The organism is Aminobacterium sp. (assembly GCF_034926885.1).
In the GTDB taxonomy this organism is placed as follows: Bacteria; Synergistota; Synergistia; order Synergistales; family Aminobacteriaceae; genus Aminobacterium.
Genome location: NZ_JAYFQR010000001.1, coordinates 14693 through 32566 on the forward strand (window position 1 = coordinate 14693; position 17874 = coordinate 32566).

Below are 17874 nucleotides of genomic sequence, written 5' to 3' on the forward strand. Positions count from 1 at the left end.
TAGAAGAGGTGATTGTTCGTGTCAGGACATTCAAAGTGGGCGAACATAAAGCATAGAAAGGCAGCCCAAGATGCAAAGAGAGGAAATCTATTTCAGAAACTAGTACGAGCGATTATTGTTGCAGCCAAAGAAGGTGGCGGCGATCCAGGAATGAACGTTCGTCTTAAAACAGCAATAGATAGAGCTAAAGCTGCAAGTGTTCCCAATGAGAATATCACTAGAGCAATAAAGAGAGGAACTGGAGAAATTGAAGGAGCCATGTACGAGGAAATTACATATGAAGGTTATGGCTCTAACGGTGTAGCACTTATGATAGAAGCACTCACTGACAATAGAAACAGAACAGCAGCAGATATGCGAGCTATACTTACCCGTGGTGGTGGCGCCCTTGGTGAATCCGGCTGTGTTGCCTGGATGTTTGAACGAAAAGGTGTCATTGAAGTAAAGGGTGAGAATATAGACGAAGAAACAATCATGCTTGCCTGTCTTGATGCAGGAGCAGAAGACTTTGAAGCAACAGATGAGGGATACACTATATTTACAACTCCTTCAGCCTTAACTGACGTCCAGAAAGCATTGGAAGATGCCGGATACGCTGTCGAACGCGCAGAGGCTGAAATGATCCCCAATAACACAGTTGCTATAGAAACAATAGAGCAGGCACAAAAAATCTTGAGATTGCTTGAGACTCTTGAAGATCATGATGATATCCAGAATGTCTATGCCAACTTTGATATTCCGGACGAAATTATGGCCCAAGTTGAATAAAAAGCAAATTATAACTTGTATTGGAATAGATCCAGGGTTAGGCCGTTTAGGATTTGCCCTTGTCCGGAAGGATGGACATTGTTTTTCTGCAGAAGATTATGGATGCATTGAAACTCCACCCAAAACAGACGTGCCTTTGCGGCTTGAGATGATTTACAACAAACTTGGGGAGCGGATTCAAAACTGCTCCCCAGATTTTATGTCAGTAGAGAAACTTTTCTTCGGACGTAATATAACAACTGCTGAATACGTTTGGCAAGCTCGGGGCATTATTCTTTTACTGGCTTCTCAATATAAATTACCTGTGTATGAACCTAAACCTTCACAAATAAAAGTAGCTGTTTGCGGCTCTGGATCTGCCGACAAAAAACAAGTTCAAAAGATGGTGCAACGGCTATTAAATTTAAAAGAGATTCCACAACCAGATGATGCAGCTGATGCCATTGCTATAGCTTTAACAGGTATCGCACTTCATTCTTTTAGTAGAAAAACGAAAGCAGGTGGTTTTTCTTGCTAAGAAGTGTTGAGGGAAAAATTCTTCAGATAACACAAGAGAACGTTATACTTGATGTAAATGGCTTTGGTTTAGATATTCTCTGTTCAGGAAGTGCGCTTCGGCTATGCGAAGAGTGTGAAAGTGTACGATTGACAACATATTTACAAGTATCAGAAAGCGGAATAACTCTTTTTGGCTTCTCAAGCGAGCTGGAACGAGACGTCTTTTTAAAATTAATAACTGTAAAAGGAGTTGGGGGTAGAGTAGGGTTGGCTATACTTCGCACATTATCTCCATCTCAGGTTGTTCGTTCGATCGTCGCTTCTGATATTGATACTTTTCTTCAGGTTCCAGGAGTAGGGAAAAAGACTGCCGAACGCTTGTGTTTCGAGTTGAAACGCCACTTATCAGAAGAGATGATTGCAGAATTTGCAGAGGAAGAAGAGATTATACCTACAATGCCCGCTAAGAATACGGTTGCAGCTGCTCTTCGTTCTCTGGGATTTACTCAAAACGAAGTTTACACTGTTATGAATCGTCTTAAAAGAGAGATGGGCGCTGAGTTTGAAACAGCAAAGGAAGAAGTACTGCTTAAACAAGCTCTTCGTGAACTAAAAAGAAACTGAGGTGAAAAACGTGTCGGAAGAAAAGGCTAGCTTTTTCGACCTTCAGAATAAAACCTTCGAAGAAGAAATAACACTCCGCCCTTCAACATTGCAAGATTTTGTTGGGCAACAACAACTTAAAGATAAACTTTCAATATTTGTACAAGCTGCTCGTCAAAGAAAAGAAGCGCTTGATCATATTCTTTTTTACGGCCCTCCCGGTCTTGGTAAGACAACTCTTGCCGGGATTATTGCTCATGAAATGGGTGGTCAGCTTCGTGTAACCACTGGTCCTGCGCTAGAAAAAGCAGGAGATCTTGCTGCTATTTTGTCAAATCTCGAACCTTACGACGTTCTTTTTATTGATGAAATTCACCGCTTACCTGCAAATGTCGAAGAGATTCTTTATCCGAGTATGGAAGATTTTAGTCTGCATATTATTGTGGGAAAAGGCCCGCTTGCCAACAATATCTGTCTCAGCCTTCCTCCCTTTACCCTTGTTGGGGCAACGACGCGCCTTGGCCTCTTGACATCCCCTCTTCGTGCACGATTCGGAATAGTAGAACAGCTCAAGCTTTATGAGGAAAAAGAGATTTCAGATATAGTCCAAAGGGGCGCCCATGTTCTTGGAGTCAAAATAGAAGAAGAGGCTGCATACGAAATAGCACGTCGTTCCCGAGGTACACCACGTGTGGCTATACGTTTACTTAAAAGGGTTCGGGATGTTGCTGAAGTTCGTCAATCATCCTCCATAACCTCATCGATTGCATCGATTGCTCTTAACATGCTTGGGCTCGACTCTTTGGGGCTAGATGATGGTGACCGCAGAATTTTACATGTGATTGTAGAACTTTTTGATGGAGGACCAGTAGGACTTTCAACGATTGCGGCAGCATTAAACGAAGAAGGACAAACCATAGAAGACATATACGAACCATATCTTATTCAAAAAGGTCTCATAGAAAGAACACCTCGAGGTAGAAAGGCAACTAAAAATGGATATTTATATCTTGGAAAGAACCCTCCAGAGGATATTACTAAGCAATTAGAATTCTACCAAGAGGAGGAATCAGACTCATGCAAGGAATAGGAAAAGGTCTTATTTTCACGGGGATAATTCTCATTATTGCGGGAAGCCTCTTCCTTGTTTTTTCAAAGTTAAATATCCCCTTTGGGAAATTGCCTGGAGACATTACGTATACGCGAAAAAATGTTACAGTTTTTGCACCTATCACCACAATGATTATTGTGAGTATCGTGTTAACTGTAGTTTTGAACATTATTGGACGTTGGATGAAATAATAAATTCAAAAAAAGAAATCGAGAGAAGGAGGAACGTACGTTCTTATGAAAAAAATCTGTAGATCTCTCATCCTTGCTGCTATATTCGTTCTTTCTTTTGCAATCGGCGACTCTTTCATTGCAGAAGCTGCGGCACAAACTGTTCGAATAGGAGTTGGTATTGGAGTATCACAAGCCACTATTTCTTCTTCTTCAGCCTTAATCCTTAAAGATGGTCAGGGGAAGAGATTCAAAGCTAATAAGGCTATTTCTTTGCGATATGCAGGGAAGAATAGAATCTCGATAGGAAAACATACTCTCAAATTACCATTAGAAATAACCTCAAAAGGCCTTTTAAACTTTAAGAAGGTCCAATACAGGGGGGCTATTCGCGCTGTTGACAACGGGAATTCTGTCAACATTATTAACGTTGTCAATATAGAGGACTATGTGCGTGGGGTTTTAAAAATGGAAACGAACCCTGCATGGCATTTGGAAGCGCTGAAAGCTCAGGCAGTTATTTCCCGAACGTATGCTCTCAAGAATTTGGGCAAGTATGGAAAGAAGGGGTTCGATCTTACGGCCACGCCAGATTGCCAGGTTTATCGAGGTGTTAATGCAGAAACTTCGCGAACAGATAGAGCTGTTAAAGAGACAGCTGGTGTCGTTGTCGCATACGGTTCCCAGCTTGCTCTTACTCCCTTCCATTCAGATAGTGGAGGAGCGACAGCCAATGTTTCTGAAGTATGGAGTAGTTCCATACCATACTTATGCGGAGTAAAAGAAGCTATTCCGTATACATCTCCCTATTCGTCATGGAATCTTACGCTCTCCGCTCAACAAGTGCGGGCAGCCCTTAGTAAATTAGGAATAAATGTTGGAAACGTTCTTAATGTAGGAGTGGGCTCAAGAGATGCCTTTGGACGCCCTGTAACGCTTTTAGTTCAAGGGAGCCAGGGAACACGGGAAATAAAAACTCATCAATTCAGGATGGCTGTTGGTCCTTCTGTGTTGCGAAGCACATTCTTTACGATCAATGGCGAAACTAGACCTGTTGTTCAACAACCACAACGCAATAATCTGGGAGATGCGAATGCTCCACTATCTTCAGAAGAAGAGCAAACATTGATTACACTTACTCAACAAGGAGCTTTTTCAGCCGATGAAATGATCGATATGCTGATGCATCCTGAAAAGAAAAAAACATATCTCTTTAAAGCTCTCAAAAAAGCTATCCCTCAAAAGAACACGTCAACAGTCACAAACCGTCCTATGCAGAGGAAAGCTAACAAATCATCTGCTGGAGTTTTTGTCTTTTCAGGGAAGGGATGGGGACACGGTGTGGGGCTGTCTCAATGGGGAGCCAAAAACCTTGCTGATCAAGGATGGAAATATGCTAAAATACTGCAGCATTATTATCCAGGTACAACTCTAACTCGAAAATAAGAAGGCGATGACGTTTTATGGCTCCGAATCTTTATGATATAGAATCTTATGCATACGATCTTCCTGAAGAACGTATAGCTCAAAATCCTGTTTCACCAAGGAATCATTCAAAACTTTTAGTGCTCGATAAAGAGACAGGAAAAATGACACACTCACACTTTTATGAACTCAATAAGTTTTTAAAAGAAGGGGATGTCATTATTTTAAATGATACTCGCGTTATCCCAGCTCGGCTTCACGGAATAAAAGAAAAGGGAAGTGCGCATGTAGAAATATTATTGCTCAAACCGCTTGATAAGAACTGGAAGCGTTGGGAAGCGTTGCTTCGGCCAGGCAGAAGATTAAAACCAGGTAGCACGGTGTTTGTTAATGATACTACAGTTGTCAGCATACAAGACATATTAAGAGATGGCATCAGAATAGTTGAATTTCCAGCTAATTGCGATGTACTTTCTTTATTGGAACATGTTGGAGAAGTTCCCTTTCCTCCATATATAAAAGAAACAAACGCTACTGCTTCCGATTATCAGACGGTATTTGCCAAACGCAACGGATCGTGTGCTGCTCCTACTGCCAGCTTGCATTTTACAGAAGAACAGCTTCGTGAATTGTCCAAAGATTATGGCATATCTTTTGCTTGGGTTACACTTCATGTAGGACTCGGGACTTTTCGTCCAGTTCAGGTAGAAGATATACGCAAACATATTATTCACGAGGAATATTGCGAAATTCCTAAAGAAACAGCTGATTTTATTCGAAAAGCAAAAAGAGAAGGACGGCGAATTCTTGCCTCTGGAACAACAGTGGCAAGAACGTTAGAGAGTATGGCGACTCATGACGAAAGCGTCATTCATGAGGGGAAGAAAAATACATCTCTCTTTATCTACCCTGGCTATAACTTTTCGGTTATTGACGGGCTTATTACTAATTTTCACCTTCCTCGAAGTACGCTGCTTATGCTTGTAGCAGCGTTAGCAGGATATGACAACGTAATGGAAGCTTACAAAACAGCTGTTAAAATGAATTATAGATTCTTTTCTTTTGGGGACGCCATGCTGATTCAATAAAAGTTAAGGAGGGTGATGGTATTATGTGGAAATGGGCTTGTCTCGTTCCTCATCCACCTATTATTGTTCCAGAAGTAGGGCGCGGCAAAGAAAAAGAAGCTATACGAACTATTCAGGGAATGACTTCTCTAACACAACAGCTTGAGGAGAAAAAACCAGACGTTCTATTTATACTTTCTCCACATGCACCATACTCACGGGGCCTTTTGTTCGTAGAGTCTTCAGAGTACAAAGGAGACCTCTCACTTTTTGGGGTACCTGAAGTATCGTTGCATGCTAAAGGAAATCATGAAAAATTTGAGGCTATTTACAACTTTTTAAAAGAAATAGTACCTGTAGAAGTTATGAAAAAAGCAACGGGCTCATTAGATCATGCCTCTATCGTTCCTTTGTATTTCTTTCATAAACAATGGGGGAATCTACCCGATATTATTCTTGCTAATCCTATTGGATTAACATTGGAAGAGGCTAGCAAGATGGGAAAAGAACTTCGCCAATTTCAAGACACCCTTCAGTGGGGACTTATTGCAAGTGGCGATCTCTCTCATAGAGTAATACCTGGAGCACCTGCAGGATATTCACCTTTAGGAGCCTTTTTCGATGAACAAGTCGTCAGAGCCTTAAAAACCTCTGACGCTCAACTTCTTTTAAATTTACCTGAAAGCACTATAGAAGAAGCAGGGGAGTGTGGACTTCGTTCTGTCTTGATTTATCTCGGTATTGCTGAACCACATTCAAAAATGATTTCTTATGAAGCTCCATTTGGAGTAGGGTACGCTGTAGCTATTGCTACGCCTCAAAAAAAAGAGTATCCGTTGTTTGCGCGTAACGTTATTGAAGAATATATACAGAACGATAGACAACCAGCGCAACGAGAAATTGAATTATGGTCTCCTTTAGAAGCTTTACATAAAAAGGGAGCCTGTTTTGTCTCTTTGAAAACAAAGGACGGCCATCTTAGAGGCTGTATCGGAACAATTCTACCTGTACATCAGACACTTAGTGAAGAGTTAGTTGCAAATGCTATAGCTGCTGCGACGGAAGACCCCCGTTTTCTCCCTGTGCAACCAGATGAACTAAAAAATATAGTTGTCTCTGTCGACATTCTTTCAGAGCCTGAGGAAGTACATTCGATAGACGAACTTGACGTAAAAATCTACGGAATTATAGTCTCTAATGGAGTAAGAAAAGGTGTGTTGCTTCCCGATCTTGATGGTGTGGATACTGTAGAGCAGCAGATTCACATAGCTTTACAAAAAGCCGGAATATCTTCTCATGATAATATCACTATATACCGTTTTACTGTTGACCGTTATCTTGAGAGAGGAGAATAATTATGGCTTATAGAGCATCATGGTGGCACCGTAACAACTCTTCTGTTACGTGCGATCTTTGCTTTCATCACTGTACTCTCGAAGAAGGGCAGAAAGGCATTTGCGGGGTACGAATGCATCAGAAAGATGCAGGCCTTGTCTCTTTGAATTACGGCCTTGTATCATCTATAGCCATAGATCCAGTAGAAAAGAAGCCTCTTTATCATTGGAATCCTGGAACATCAATCCTTTCTCTAGGGAGCATAGGTTGCAATATGTATTGTCCCTTTTGTCAGAATTGGCAAATATCCACATGTTCCAAATCTATACCCCTAACCTATATCTCTCCTTCTGAAATAGTAGATATTGCCAGAAGAAAGCATCTACAAGCTGTTTCCTTTACATATAATGAACCTTTTGTCTGGTACGAATATATTCTCGACAGTGCGCGCGCATTGAAAAAAGAAGGATTTTCAGTAGTTCTTGTTTCAAATGGAATGGTTAGCGAAGAGCCATTAAACGAGCTACTTCCTTACATAGATGCAGCCAATATTGACGTAAAAGCTTTTGACGCTCCGACATATTCTTTACTCGGTGGTGATTTGACTACTGTTAAAAATACTGTTGAATCTATGGTTAAAGCCCATGTGCATGTAGAGCTTACAAGCCTTATTGTTCCTGGCATTCATAAGGATGTTCAGTGGCTAGACCCTCTCTCAGAGTGGGCTTCATCTCTATCTCCCAATATAGTTTTGCATATCTCAAGATATTTTCCCTGCTACAAATGGCATGAAGCTCCGACGCCTCTTGATCTTTTAGAAGAGGCTCAGGAACGGGCCAAGAAACATTTGTCCTTTGTCTATCTTGGCAATGTTCAATCTTCAGCTATAACTTTTTGTCCCCTTTGTGGATCGATGATCATGGAACGTCGAGGATACAACACCCTTCTTTTCGGTCTTGATAAAAAAGGTAACTGTGCCCATTGCGGAAATCATATAGTCACTCTTACAGAATAAAAGGAGAGTTCAAACATGCGTAAAATCTTTGATGCCCTGTTCTTTCTAATTGTCGTAACGTTTCTTCTTTTTATATGCACCCGATCTCCTCAGTGGTGGGATAAGGAATTTCCTTTAGGAGAAGGGGAAGCAATTTCAATACTCGTCCTTCCCAATCAGACTGCACAAGAAATTGCACGACATTTTGAAAAAGAAGGGGTCGTGGAGAATGCCAAAGAACTCTCTAAATGGATGACCACACTTGGTATTGACCGAAAAATAAAAACGGGCATTTATATGATACGAAAAGGTTCGCCTTGGGAAGTCGCCAAACAATTGGGAGAAGCGACCCCCTTTCATGAAAAAGTAACACTCATACCAGGATCAGATATCTTTTCGTTAGCGGAACAATTTGAAAAGATTACGACAAAGGATATAGCCAATCTTCTTTTACAAGATAACATTTTTGATAGTACTCTAGAAAAATATCTCCCCGCAGATGCAGAGACACGGGTTGCCCTATTACTACCAGACACATACTATGTTGCAGAAAAGACTCCTACAGCCTTAATTAAATCAGGAAGTTCACTTTGGTGGAGTCATTTCGGTAAAGTAGTAAGGGGAAAAAAGTTCAACGATAAAGATATCACTTCATTAGCTATAATAGCTTCACTTATTGAGAGAGAAGCTAAACAAGATGATGAACGTGCGATAATAGCTGGAGTGATATATAACAGATTAGAGAAAAAAATGCCCCTCCAAATCGACGCTAGCATTGTCTACGCCTGGAAAAGGAAGGGAGAGACGTTACAACGCGTGCTATACAAGCATCTTGAATTAGAATCACCATATAATACCTATAAGAACTTGGGGTTGCCTCCTACAGCAATTTGTGTGCCTTCTGCCGCCTCATGGGAAGCTGCATTTACCCCTGAAAAAAATGAATATCTATATTATGTCGTTGAAAAGGATGGGCGACATGCCTTTGCTAAAACCTATAAAGAGCATCTTGCAAATATTAGACGTATTAAGAGAAAACGGCGGTGAAACAAGTGATTGATCCTAAAGATATGACACAATTCGTTCTTTCTACTGAACCAGCTTCTATTGTTCTCATAAGCTGGATTGTTTCTGAATATGACGGTATAGGATTTATTCGAACGGATGATCCGCAAAAGGGGATCATCTCTCTCTTTTCTCCTCAAGAACGAACAAAGGAAGCGCATTTGCTCGTGAAAAAACTTTCTGAAGAAGGAATTCCTGTTAAGATAGAAGAAATAGTCGAATACGAGAAAAGAGAGGAAGATCAAGAGGAATGATCATCACCCCATTAAAGGAAGCATTCGAAACACTATATCGTTCAAAAATAGATTACTCGGACATATATTTTGAATCTTCTTCAAGTCACAGTTGTTCTTTTGAAGATGGTGTAATAGAAGAAACTAGCTCTTCCCTTCGCGAAGGAGTAGGTGCGCGAATTTTTTTTGATGATTTAACTTCCTTTTCACACACACCAGGAGTTACAATAAAAGACGGACTTGATGCTCTTCAAAAGGCCGCCCAAAACATGGGGATTCGCTTTACATTACCGTCACCTGAAGAAGAATACGAGAAGAGAGTTATTGAGCAATCATCACTACTAAAACCGGAAAATCCAGATTTTTTTCATGATATTGATCAAAAAATACGTGGGAAAAGTGCCTTAGTTACACAAGTTTCTATGAATTACAGTTTTTCTAAACGTCAAATTGCTATTGTAACGGAAGGTGGAATTCTTCAAAAAGAAGAAAGATGGTATACAAGTTTTAGCGTGGAAGTAGTCGTTGAAAAGAATGAACAAATACAGACGGGATATGAAAGTGCGGCTCAAGCTACGCCAACTTTAGAGTTCTGGCAGCAAAATGACCCTTACATTCTGTCACAAAGAGCACTTGATGAAGCTCTTCTAATGCTAGATGCCCCAGATTGTCCTGCTGGAACAATGCCTGTTCTGCTTTCTGGAGAAGCTGGAGGAACTCTGGTTCACGAAGCATGCGGGCACAGCCTAGAAGCAGATATTATACAAAAAGATTACTCCGTTTTTCGGGGGAAAATTGGTGAGTATGTAGCCAGCCCTCTTGTTACAATGGTTGACGATGGAACTATTATAGGCTTGTTTGGAAGCTATTCTGTTGATGATGAAGGTGTTCCATCTCAACGAACAGTTTTAATAGATAAAGGTATTTTAAAAATGTATCTCACAGATAAACTTTCAGCTTTAAAAGAGAATTTACCTCTTACTGGAAACGGAAGACGAAGTTCATACAGACAGCCACCAATCCCTCGTATGAGTAACACATTTATTGTGGCTGGAGAAAGCAATTTTGAAGAAATGTTGCAGAAAATAAACTATGGTCTTTATGTGAAAAAGATGGGCGGAGGAGAAGTTAACCCTACTTCTGGAGATTTTGTCTTTCAGGTTAACGAAGGCTATCTCATTAAAAACGGTCAAATACTTCACCCTGTAAAAGGAGCCCTTCTTACTGGTAATGGGCCGGAAGCTCTTATGGATATTATTGCCGTTGGAAATAATTTACATTTTCTTCCTGGTACATGCGGTAAGGCAGGGCAAGCGGTGCCAGTAACAGATGGGCAACCATCTCTTTTAATTAAAAAGTTAACAGTTGGAGGCAACACGACGAACCATGACGCTCTTTAAAAAGAAAAAAAAACGCGGACGTCCAAAGCAAAAAACTGATGAAATCCGACGGATCAAGGAAGAAAGAATCCGCCGGCTACATACGTTTATTCGCCTGATATTCTTTTTCTTGCTCGTTGGTGATATTTATGTAATGGCATCTCTTTTTTCTTTCTGGACTGGAGAATTCGGTCAATATATACGACAAACACTTATGACTAGAACGGGCGGGGCAATTCTTATTCTTCTCATCTTCGGAGCCTATGTTTGTCTTTCTGTTCTGCTTCGAAAAAAGATACATCAGCTAGCATCTCAAACATTAGCAACGCTTTTCCTTTTTATCTCAGGGGCTCTCTTGTTAGGGCTTTTAAATAAATATGGGAGCGCCCAACAATGGGCTATTCTTAACCCCGGCTTTTTTGGACATAATTTGACTCAATTCTTTTTAGTCAACGGCGGTTTCTTTGGAACCCTTCTGTTTTGTTTCGCCTCTCTTTTTACTTCTACAGTACTCTATGGCTTCATAAAGACAAAGATGGTGTTGGCTTTTGGAGCCTTCTTTATGAGAGAAATAAAGAAACTCTTCTTTCATGAAAAAACAGACAAATCTGTAACAGAAGAACAGCCTTCAGAACTTATATTAAACAACGAAGAAACAGTTGTAGCGGATCAAATACCTTTGGAGGAACAAACGCCTTTGGCAGATCCTACGTCTCTAACTGCCACTACAGACCCAATAGATGATAAAGAAAAAGACGAACTAGGATTTGATGATTTAGAGATAAATACTTCAGAGACAGAAGAAGACACAATCCAAGAAAGCGAAGTCGCTGAACCTTCTTTTCAGGCACGCCTGATCGTCAAAGAAGAAGATTCTGCACCTGTAGAAGGAGAGGCTCTTCCAGAGATTAGTATGGAAAATGAAGAAGGGAAAGAGCCTTCTATTGCGGAAGGGAAATTTCCTCCTCCTATTGATCTTTTTGGAGCCCCAGAACCTCATATACAGGATGGCGGCGAACAAAAGGCTAAAGAGCAGGCAGAATCTATTATTTCTACCTTAGCTGATTTTGACGTACAGGCAGAGTTGGCTGAAATTGTAATTGGCCCCACAGTCATTCAATTTCAGATCCAGCTAGCTCCTGGCATTAAAGTCAGTAAAATAGCAGGATTAGCTAATGACCTTGCTGTTGCATTAGCAGTTCCTGCATTGCGCGTGGAAGCACCAATTCCCGGCAAACCATATGTAGGAGTGGAAATCCCTAATCCTAAAAGAAAAGGAGTAACACTGCGTCGAATTCTCGAATCCCAAGCTTTTGCGCAAGCTGACTTTAATCTTCCCTTACCTATGGGGGTACGAGTAGACTCAAGACCTCTCATTATTGGTTTAGAAGATCTGCCTCACCTTCTTGTCGCCGGGACAACAGGCTCAGGAAAGAGTGTATTTGTTAATAGTTGCATAGCTGGACTCTGTTATTGCAGGAAACCAGAGGATTTGAGATTCCTCATGATTGACCCCAAACGAGTAGAATTAAGTATATATGAACACTTACCACACATGTTAGCTAAACCTGTAACATCGCCTAAAAAGGCTATCCACGCTTTAGCATGGGCAGTACGTGAAATGGAGCAGCGATATGATATTTTTGCTAAGGCGCGAGTACGAAATCTGGCAGGATATAATGGGAAAGTTTTACCTAAAGATAAACTTCCTCATATCGTTATAGTTGTAGATGAATTGGCAGACCTGATGTTTACTGCTCAAAAGGATGTAGAAGATTACATCTGCCGCCTTGCGCAAATGGCTCGTGCCACTGGAATTCATCTTTTACTCGCAACACAACGTCCTTCTGTTAACGTCGTTACGGGACTAATCAAAGCTAATATTCCTGCTCGTGTTGCTTTTACACTGCCATCACAGGCAGATTCTAGAACAATAATTGATGTCTCAGGAGCAGAAAAGCTCTTAGGAAAAGGCGATATGCTGTTTGTCAGTCCCCGATATCCGCGACCTGTGCGCTTGCAATCGCCCTTTATTGAAGATGCGAAATCACTCGACTTGATCAACTATATGAGAAATCTTTTCGGCGATCCCGAATATATAAAGATAGAGGAGCAGGGAGATAACGGCGGCAATGGAGTAGATTCAGCTTTTACGGACGATCCATTACTTGAAGAAGCAATGCAAATTATTCTCGATACAGGAATTGCTTCGGCCAGTCGTCTTCAAAGACAGCTTCGCATAGGATTCACTCGCGCAGCTCGACTTATAGATACGATGGAACAGCTTGGCATCGTGGGGCCACCTGACGGGTCAAAACCGCGCGAAATACTTGTAGATGAACAACGAGCAAAGGAGATTATGGATGAGAACCTCTAATTCAGATGTTTTATCTTTTCACTTAGGTCGCTGGCAGTTGACTGCTAACAACCTTTGGGGAAATCCGTCAATTCTCTTGATTGCAGGGGGTCAAGCACCTTCAGTTGAATGGCTTGCTCAAATATCTCCACTATTCCAAGAAATATGGTGCGCCGACTCTGGCATTGAAATATGCAAGAAGGCGCAGATTATTCCTCATCGTCTTATAGGAGATAGTGATAGCAGTTCCCTGGAAGGTAGAGCATGGGCAGAAGAAAATGGGGTTCGTATTGAGACATACCCTGTTGATAAAGATTACACGGATTTACAACTTACACTCAAAAGAATAGGAGAAACATACCCTGATGCCAAAGTTGTTATTACAGGTTGTTGGGGTGGGCGTCTAGATCACACATGGAGCAATATTTATTCTGCTCTTTGGGCGCAAGAATGGAACGTTCATGTAGTGAGCCTTTGCGACCATAAAGAAGCGCTCTTTTTGTTGAACGGCCCAGATAAAGCAACGTTCCATTTTGAATTGCCATATCCGAACATTGTTTCTTTATTTGCTCTGGATGAAAAAGCAGAAGGTGTGTTTATTCGAGGAACTCATTGGGAGTTACAAAATGTTTTACTAAAAATAACTCACCCTTACGCCATTAGCAACAGACTTAAAAAAGACTATCTGCAAGTTGACGTAGACAAAGGAAGACTCGCAGTGTATCTTTACTGGGCAGAATAAAAAAAGCGGGCTGAATTACACAGCCCGCTTGACTTTGCCAGATTTAAGGCACTTTGTACAAATTTTCATACGTCGCGTCTCGCCTGCGCCCAAGTCAACCTTCACATTCTGCAGATTGACAAGCCAACGTCTTCTTGTATGACGATTGGAATGGCTGACTGCGTTTCCTGTAACAGGACCGCGGCCGCAACATTCACAAACTCTAGCCATTGATTTTCCGCCTCCTCCGAAGGAAATAGTGTTCGAACAGGTGGATTTTATCACAGGTTAGGTGAATAGAGCAATTGTTCTATGTAAAAAAAGGGGGAGCAATTATGAATTTTAGTCAGAAACTGGAAGAAATTCAAAAAATCGTTCATACTCTTGAAAAGGATGAGCTGCCTCTTGAAGACGCTTTAGAGCTCTTTGAGCATGGAGTTGCTTTAGTCAAAGAGTGCCAAAAGTACTTAACAGAGGCGGAACAAAAAATAGTTCTTTTAACCCAATCAGGGAAAGAAGAACCTTTAAGTATTGAAAATGTGGAGAACGAAAATGAATGATTTTGTGAAAAACGAACTTGAAAAAAATCGACTATATTTTGAAGAACAGCTTCGCTCCTTCTGTAGCTGCAAGCCTGACGCTATTCCTGAACGTCTTTGGCAATCAATGACGTATTCTCTCCTTGCGGGGGGGAAAAGGCTTCGCCCCATACTCTGTCTACAAGCAGCAGAATCGGTAGGAGGAATAAGGGAAAAAGTTCTTTCCATGGCTATAGCCCTTGAGATGGTGCATACCGCATCATTAATTCATGATGACCTCCCTGCTATGGATAATGACTCTCTTCGAAGAGGCAAACCGACTAACCATATTATTTTTGGCGATGCCTTGGCAATACTTGCTGGTGACGCTCTTTTAGCGTGGGCTTTTCAATATCCTCTTAACAAACTTTCAGAAGAAGGATTTCTTTCTTCTTCCATAATCCATGCACTCTCTGTTTTTGCTGAAGCTATAGGACCTTTCGGAATATGCGGAGGCCAGGTACTCGATACTGATCCCGAAAGTTTTGAACCATCTCCATTGTTCGTAAAAAAAATAGCACTCCAAAAAACTGCGATACTTATAAAATCAGCAGTTGTCACAGGAGCTATTTTAGGAGGCGCATCTTCCAAACAAATTTCTGCTTTTGAAAATTATGGCAATCATTTGGGTTTGGCGTTCCAGATTGTTGACGATATACTAGATGTAACATCAACGGCAGAAGAATTAGGGAAAACCCCTGGGAAAGATGCAAAACAAGAAAAAACAACTTTTGTCACACAGTTTGGTATTGAAGAATCACGAAAAATGGCACTTCAAGAAAGTGAAGAGGCTGCTGCCGTTATTTCTTCTATAGGAAAAAATACTAAGTTTTTTCAAGAACTTGCTCTTTCCCTTGCGGAACGAAGCCGGTGATCTGAAAAAGGAGGCTCTCTCTGCAAGAATGATGCATATTTTAGATAGAGTAAACGATTATCATGACCTTAAAGATATGTCCTCTGGGGCATTAGATATTCTTTGCCAAGACTTACGGGAAGAAATTATAAATGTTGTTTCTAAAAACGGGGGGCACCTCGCTTCTTCTCTTGGCACAGTTGAACTTATAGTTGCATTACTTCGACAGTTTAACCCTCTAGACGATAAAATAGTTTTTGATGTTGGTCATCAAACATATGCATATAAAATTCTTACCGGCAGAAAAAACACATTTCACACATTACGTGAGTGGAGAGGGATAAGCGGCTTCCCCAAAAGAGAAGAAAGCCCTTGTGACCATTTCGACGTAGGACATAGTAGTACTTCTTTATCTGCTGCTCTAGGGTACGCTAAGGCTCGAGATATACAGAATCAAGACCATCATGTCGTTGCCGTTATAGGAGATGGCGCCCTACTAAACGGGTTGGCCTTTGAAGCGTTAAACTACACAAAAGATGCTCATACAAAAGTTATATATGTACTTAATGACAATAAAATGTCAATTAGTCATCGAGTAGGGGGATTTGCCTCTCATTTAGCCAAGTTAAGCTCAAGCCCTGCATATAATAATCTTAAAAAATATATTAAGGAATCGTGCGCTTCGATTCCTCAAGGGCAATCAATAGAAAACGTATTATCTAAGTTAAAAGATCAAATAAAATCTCTAGTCAAACCTGAAAACATTTTTGACGAACTCGATATTAATTACTGGGGTCCCTTCGATGGACACAATATTCACGAAATGGAAACCGTTTTTGAAATGGCCAAAAGATACCATAAATCTGTTCTCATCCATGTAGTAACCCAAAAAGGGAAAGGGTTGCAATGTGCAGAGGAACATCCAGACACATATCACGGCGTTCCTGTGAACGGATTCGGTAATAAATCGTCTGGAACAAGTTGGAGTGCGTCTGCTACTGAGACACTTTGTGCTATGGCTGAAAAAGATTCTCGCATAGTCTGTCTTACAGCTGCCATGAAAAATGGTACGCGACTTGAAGATTTTGCATCTCGTTTTCCTGATCGTTTCTTTGATGTAGGAATAGCTGAGGAACATATGCTCACCATGGCTGCAGGCATGGCAGCAGGTGGTCTTCGTCCTGTAGTTTTTATATATTCGACATTTTTGCAACGTGCCATGGATCAACTGGTACATGACGTCGCCTTACAAAAACTTCCAGTAGTATTAGCTGTTGATAGAGGCGGATTGGTAGGGGAGGATGGAGAAACACATCAGGGACTTTTCGATATTACGTGGTGTAGATCAATCCCTAACATGCAAATGTTTATACCTCGAGACAGAGTAGACTTGGAAAGAATGTTCGAATATGGATTATCGCAAGATACTCCAGTTATTATCAGATATCCAAGAGGAACAGCGCCAGAAGAAATCAATCGTCAGGAAGATATGAAAAGCATCGTTCCTCCGTTCCGAAGTGAACTTCTTGTAGAGGGAAGAGAATGGACTCTTATCGGAATGGGGTCAACAGTGGGGTTATGTTTTGAATGCCGTCAAAAAGCAATTGAGGAAGGACTCCCCACTCCTGCTATATTAGACTTACGAAGTATAAAACCTCTGGATTGGCCTGTTATCGATTCCCATCTTATGAATGATACGTTTGTTGTCATTTTGGAAGAAGGGTATAAAAACGGAGGCATAGGTGAAGCAATTTCTTCACGAGCTGCAGAACACGGATATAAAGCAAAAGTAGCTCCTATAGGAATACCTGATATATATGTGCCACATGGAACAGTACATTTACAAAGAGAATTTTGTGGCCTTACAGCGCAAAGAGTGGTGAACTGGTATAAAAAAAATGCAAAAAGAACGAGTCGATAAACTTATAGTTGAAAGAAAACTCGCCTCAACTCGAGCAAAAGCACAAGCTCTCATTCTTGAAGGGAGAGTCTTTTCTTCTCACGAAAGAATTGAGAAAGCTGGAACGCTGCTTCCTGTAGACGCTCCATTAGAAATAAAGATTAAAGAAACGGAATGGGTCAGTAGAGGTGCTTATAAACTCTTGCGAGCACTTGAGGTTTTTCCTGAAAATCCTCTTAATAAAGTCTGCATGGATCTTGGTGCATCGACAGGGGGTTTTACAGACGTGCTTCTCTCTCGTGGGGCGCGTAAAGTATACGCTGTTGATGTTGGATACGGACAGTTGGCATGGAAATTGCGCAATGATTCCAGAGTTATTGTTATGGAACGCACCAACGCTCGATATTTAGAGACAAAAGACTTTGAAGAGCCATTAGATATCATTACTATAGACGCTTCTTTTATTTCTTTAAAACTGCTTTTGCCTGTTGTAGAGAAACTTTTAGCAAAAGAAGGAAGTATAATATGTTTAGTGAAACCACAGTTTGAAGCAGGTAAAGAGCGCCTTGGTAAAGGTGGAATTGTGCGAAAAGCAGAAATACATCAGGAGATACTTGAGGAAGTTGCAGCTTTTATTGAGACAGAAACACAGCTTTATCTTATTGACGCAACATGGTCTTCTATAAAAGGACCTAAAGGGAATATAGAATTTTTGTTCTATCTCAGAAAAACAAGAGAAAATAATAGAGATATTAACTTTGAAAGTCTTGTAACAGAAAGCCATCACATTTTAAACGAATAAAAGGAAAGGGATAGAA

The 17874-nt window shown here is 40.9% G+C and carries 19 protein-coding genes; 18 read left to right on the plus strand and 1 reads right to left on the minus strand.

What is annotated here, in order from left to right; genetic code table 11:
• The first annotated feature begins 18 nt into the window (after nt 1-18).
• From VB083_RS00085 to VB083_RS00150, 14 genes are read left to right on the plus strand one after another with little or no spacing between them, the layout of a single operon-like run.
• Nucleotides 19-768, plus strand: a complete 750-nt coding sequence (locus VB083_RS00085) for a YebC/PmpR family DNA-binding transcriptional regulator (protein WP_213691517.1) — start codon at nt 19-21, stop codon at nt 766-768.
• Nucleotides 761-1285, plus strand: coding sequence for a crossover junction endodeoxyribonuclease RuvC (gene ruvC / locus VB083_RS00090; RefSeq protein ID WP_307880061.1), 525 nt, complete (start codon nt 761-763; stop codon nt 1283-1285). Before VB083_RS00085 ends, ruvC begins: the two co-directional genes overlap by 8 nt.
• Complete coding sequence (gene ruvA, locus VB083_RS00095; protein ID WP_213691516.1) at nt 1279-1890, plus strand: Holliday junction branch migration protein RuvA; 612 nt, start codon at nt 1279-1281, stop codon at nt 1888-1890. The genes ruvC and ruvA overlap by 7 nt, the downstream gene beginning before the upstream one ends.
• 10 nt (nt 1891-1900) lie before the next feature.
• Nucleotides 1901-2959 (plus strand): Holliday junction branch migration DNA helicase RuvB, encoded by a 1059-nt coding sequence (gene ruvB / locus VB083_RS00100; protein ID WP_213691515.1) that lies wholly within the window; start codon nt 1901-1903, stop codon nt 2957-2959.
• Nucleotides 2947-3171 carry a DUF2905 domain-containing protein gene (locus VB083_RS00105; protein WP_213691514.1) on the plus strand — a complete coding sequence of 75 codons (225 nt, stop codon included), beginning with the start codon at nt 2947-2949 and terminating at the stop codon, nt 3169-3171. The genes ruvB and VB083_RS00105 overlap by 13 nt, the downstream gene beginning before the upstream one ends.
• A 45-nt stretch (nt 3172-3216) precedes the next feature.
• Complete coding sequence (locus VB083_RS00110; protein WP_307880062.1) at nt 3217-4596, plus strand: SpoIID/LytB domain-containing protein; 1380 nt, start codon at nt 3217-3219, stop codon at nt 4594-4596.
• Nucleotides 4597-4613: 17 nt separating this feature from the next.
• Nucleotides 4614-5663 (plus strand): tRNA preQ1(34) S-adenosylmethionine ribosyltransferase-isomerase QueA, encoded by a 1050-nt coding sequence (queA, locus tag VB083_RS00115; RefSeq protein WP_213691512.1) that lies wholly within the window; start codon nt 4614-4616, stop codon nt 5661-5663.
• 23 nt (nt 5664-5686) lie between these two features.
• A complete protein-coding gene (gene amrA / locus VB083_RS00120) occupies nt 5687-6997 on the plus strand; it encodes an AmmeMemoRadiSam system protein A (protein WP_213699195.1) in 1311 nt (436 codons plus the stop codon).
• Nucleotides 6998-6999: 2 nt separating this feature from the next.
• Complete coding sequence (amrS, locus tag VB083_RS00125) at nt 7000-7992, plus strand: AmmeMemoRadiSam system radical SAM enzyme (RefSeq protein WP_213701522.1); 993 nt, start codon at nt 7000-7002, stop codon at nt 7990-7992.
• 15 nt (nt 7993-8007) lie between these two features.
• The gene (mltG, locus tag VB083_RS00130; RefSeq protein ID WP_213701521.1) at nt 8008-9018 is read left to right on the plus strand and encodes an endolytic transglycosylase MltG; all 1011 of its coding nucleotides are present in this window, start codon (nt 8008-8010) and stop codon (nt 9016-9018) included.
• Nucleotides 9015-9290 (plus strand): hypothetical protein, encoded by a 276-nt coding sequence (locus VB083_RS00135; RefSeq protein WP_213691508.1) that lies wholly within the window; start codon nt 9015-9017, stop codon nt 9288-9290. The genes mltG and VB083_RS00135 overlap by 4 nt, the downstream gene beginning before the upstream one ends.
• A complete protein-coding gene (locus VB083_RS00140; RefSeq protein ID WP_213691507.1) occupies nt 9287-10669 on the plus strand; it encodes a TldD/PmbA family protein in 1383 nt (460 codons plus the stop codon). The genes VB083_RS00135 and VB083_RS00140 overlap by 4 nt, the downstream gene beginning before the upstream one ends.
• On the plus strand, nt 10656-13025 hold the full coding sequence (locus tag VB083_RS00145) for an FtsK/SpoIIIE family DNA translocase (RefSeq protein WP_323401560.1): 2370 nt from the start codon (nt 10656-10658) through the stop codon (nt 13023-13025). The genes VB083_RS00140 and VB083_RS00145 overlap by 14 nt, the downstream gene beginning before the upstream one ends.
• On the plus strand, nt 13012-13746 hold the full coding sequence (locus tag VB083_RS00150) for a thiamine diphosphokinase (RefSeq protein ID WP_213691505.1): 735 nt from the start codon (nt 13012-13014) through the stop codon (nt 13744-13746). Before VB083_RS00145 ends, VB083_RS00150 begins: the two co-directional genes overlap by 14 nt.
• Nucleotides 13747-13761: 15 nt before the next feature.
• Here VB083_RS00150 and rpmB read toward each other — a convergent pair whose 3' ends face one another.
• Entirely contained in the window at nt 13762-13956 is a 195-nt protein-coding gene (gene rpmB, locus VB083_RS00155; protein ID WP_013048251.1) for a 50S ribosomal protein L28, read from the minus strand.
• Nucleotides 13957-14060: 104 nt separating this feature from the next.
• Here rpmB and xseB point away from each other — a divergent pair, with 104 nt between their 5' ends.
• From xseB to VB083_RS00175, 4 genes are read left to right on the plus strand one after another with little or no spacing between them, the layout of a single operon-like run.
• Nucleotides 14061-14285, plus strand: coding sequence for an exodeoxyribonuclease VII small subunit (gene xseB / locus VB083_RS00160; RefSeq protein WP_213691504.1), 225 nt, complete (start codon nt 14061-14063; stop codon nt 14283-14285).
• Nucleotides 14278-15177 carry a polyprenyl synthetase family protein gene (locus VB083_RS00165; protein WP_213691503.1) on the plus strand — a complete coding sequence of 300 codons (900 nt, stop codon included), beginning with the start codon at nt 14278-14280 and terminating at the stop codon, nt 15175-15177. The genes xseB and VB083_RS00165 overlap by 8 nt, the downstream gene beginning before the upstream one ends.
• 28 nt (nt 15178-15205) lie before the next feature.
• The gene (gene dxs / locus VB083_RS00170) at nt 15206-17077 is read left to right on the plus strand and encodes a 1-deoxy-D-xylulose-5-phosphate synthase (protein ID WP_323401561.1); all 1872 of its coding nucleotides are present in this window, start codon (nt 15206-15208) and stop codon (nt 17075-17077) included.
• Nucleotides 17055-17858, plus strand: coding sequence for a TlyA family RNA methyltransferase (locus tag VB083_RS00175; protein ID WP_307880067.1), 804 nt, complete (start codon nt 17055-17057; stop codon nt 17856-17858). Before dxs ends, VB083_RS00175 begins: the two co-directional genes overlap by 23 nt.
• The last annotated feature ends 16 nt before the right edge of the window (nt 17859-17874 follow it).

Excerpts from the sequence above, each read along its gene's own strand:
- dxs (WP_323401561.1), top strand. The coding sequence starts at position 15,206 with ATGATGCATATTTTAGATAGAGTAAACGATTATCATGACCTTAAAGAT.
- mltG (WP_213701521.1), top strand. The coding sequence starts at position 8,008 with ATGCGTAAAATCTTTGATGCCCTGTTCTTTCTAATTGTCGTAACGTTT.
- VB083_RS00140 (WP_213691507.1), top strand. The coding sequence starts at position 9,287 with ATGATCATCACCCCATTAAAGGAAGCATTCGAAACACTATATCGTTCA.
- VB083_RS00175 (WP_307880067.1), top strand. The coding sequence starts at position 17,055 with ATGCAAAAAGAACGAGTCGATAAACTTATAGTTGAAAGAAAACTCGCC.
- amrA (WP_213699195.1), top strand. The coding sequence starts at position 5,687 with ATGTGGAAATGGGCTTGTCTCGTTCCTCATCCACCTATTATTGTTCCA.
- amrS (WP_213701522.1), top strand. The coding sequence starts at position 7,000 with ATGGCTTATAGAGCATCATGGTGGCACCGTAACAACTCTTCTGTTACG.
- VB083_RS00110 (WP_307880062.1), top strand. The coding sequence starts at position 3,217 with ATGAAAAAAATCTGTAGATCTCTCATCCTTGCTGCTATATTCGTTCTT.
- VB083_RS00145 (WP_323401560.1), top strand. The coding sequence starts at position 10,656 with ATGACGCTCTTTAAAAAGAAAAAAAAACGCGGACGTCCAAAGCAAAAA.
- queA (WP_213691512.1), top strand. The coding sequence starts at position 4,614 with ATGGCTCCGAATCTTTATGATATAGAATCTTATGCATACGATCTTCCT.
- xseB (WP_213691504.1), top strand. The coding sequence starts at position 14,061 with ATGAATTTTAGTCAGAAACTGGAAGAAATTCAAAAAATCGTTCATACT.
- VB083_RS00105 (WP_213691514.1), top strand. The coding sequence starts at position 2,947 with ATGCAAGGAATAGGAAAAGGTCTTATTTTCACGGGGATAATTCTCATT.
- VB083_RS00165 (WP_213691503.1), top strand. The coding sequence starts at position 14,278 with ATGAATGATTTTGTGAAAAACGAACTTGAAAAAAATCGACTATATTTT.
- VB083_RS00150 (WP_213691505.1), top strand. The coding sequence starts at position 13,012 with ATGAGAACCTCTAATTCAGATGTTTTATCTTTTCACTTAGGTCGCTGG.
- rpmB (WP_013048251.1), bottom strand. The coding sequence starts at position 13,956 with ATGGCTAGAGTTTGTGAATGTTGCGGCCGCGGTCCTGTTACAGGAAAC.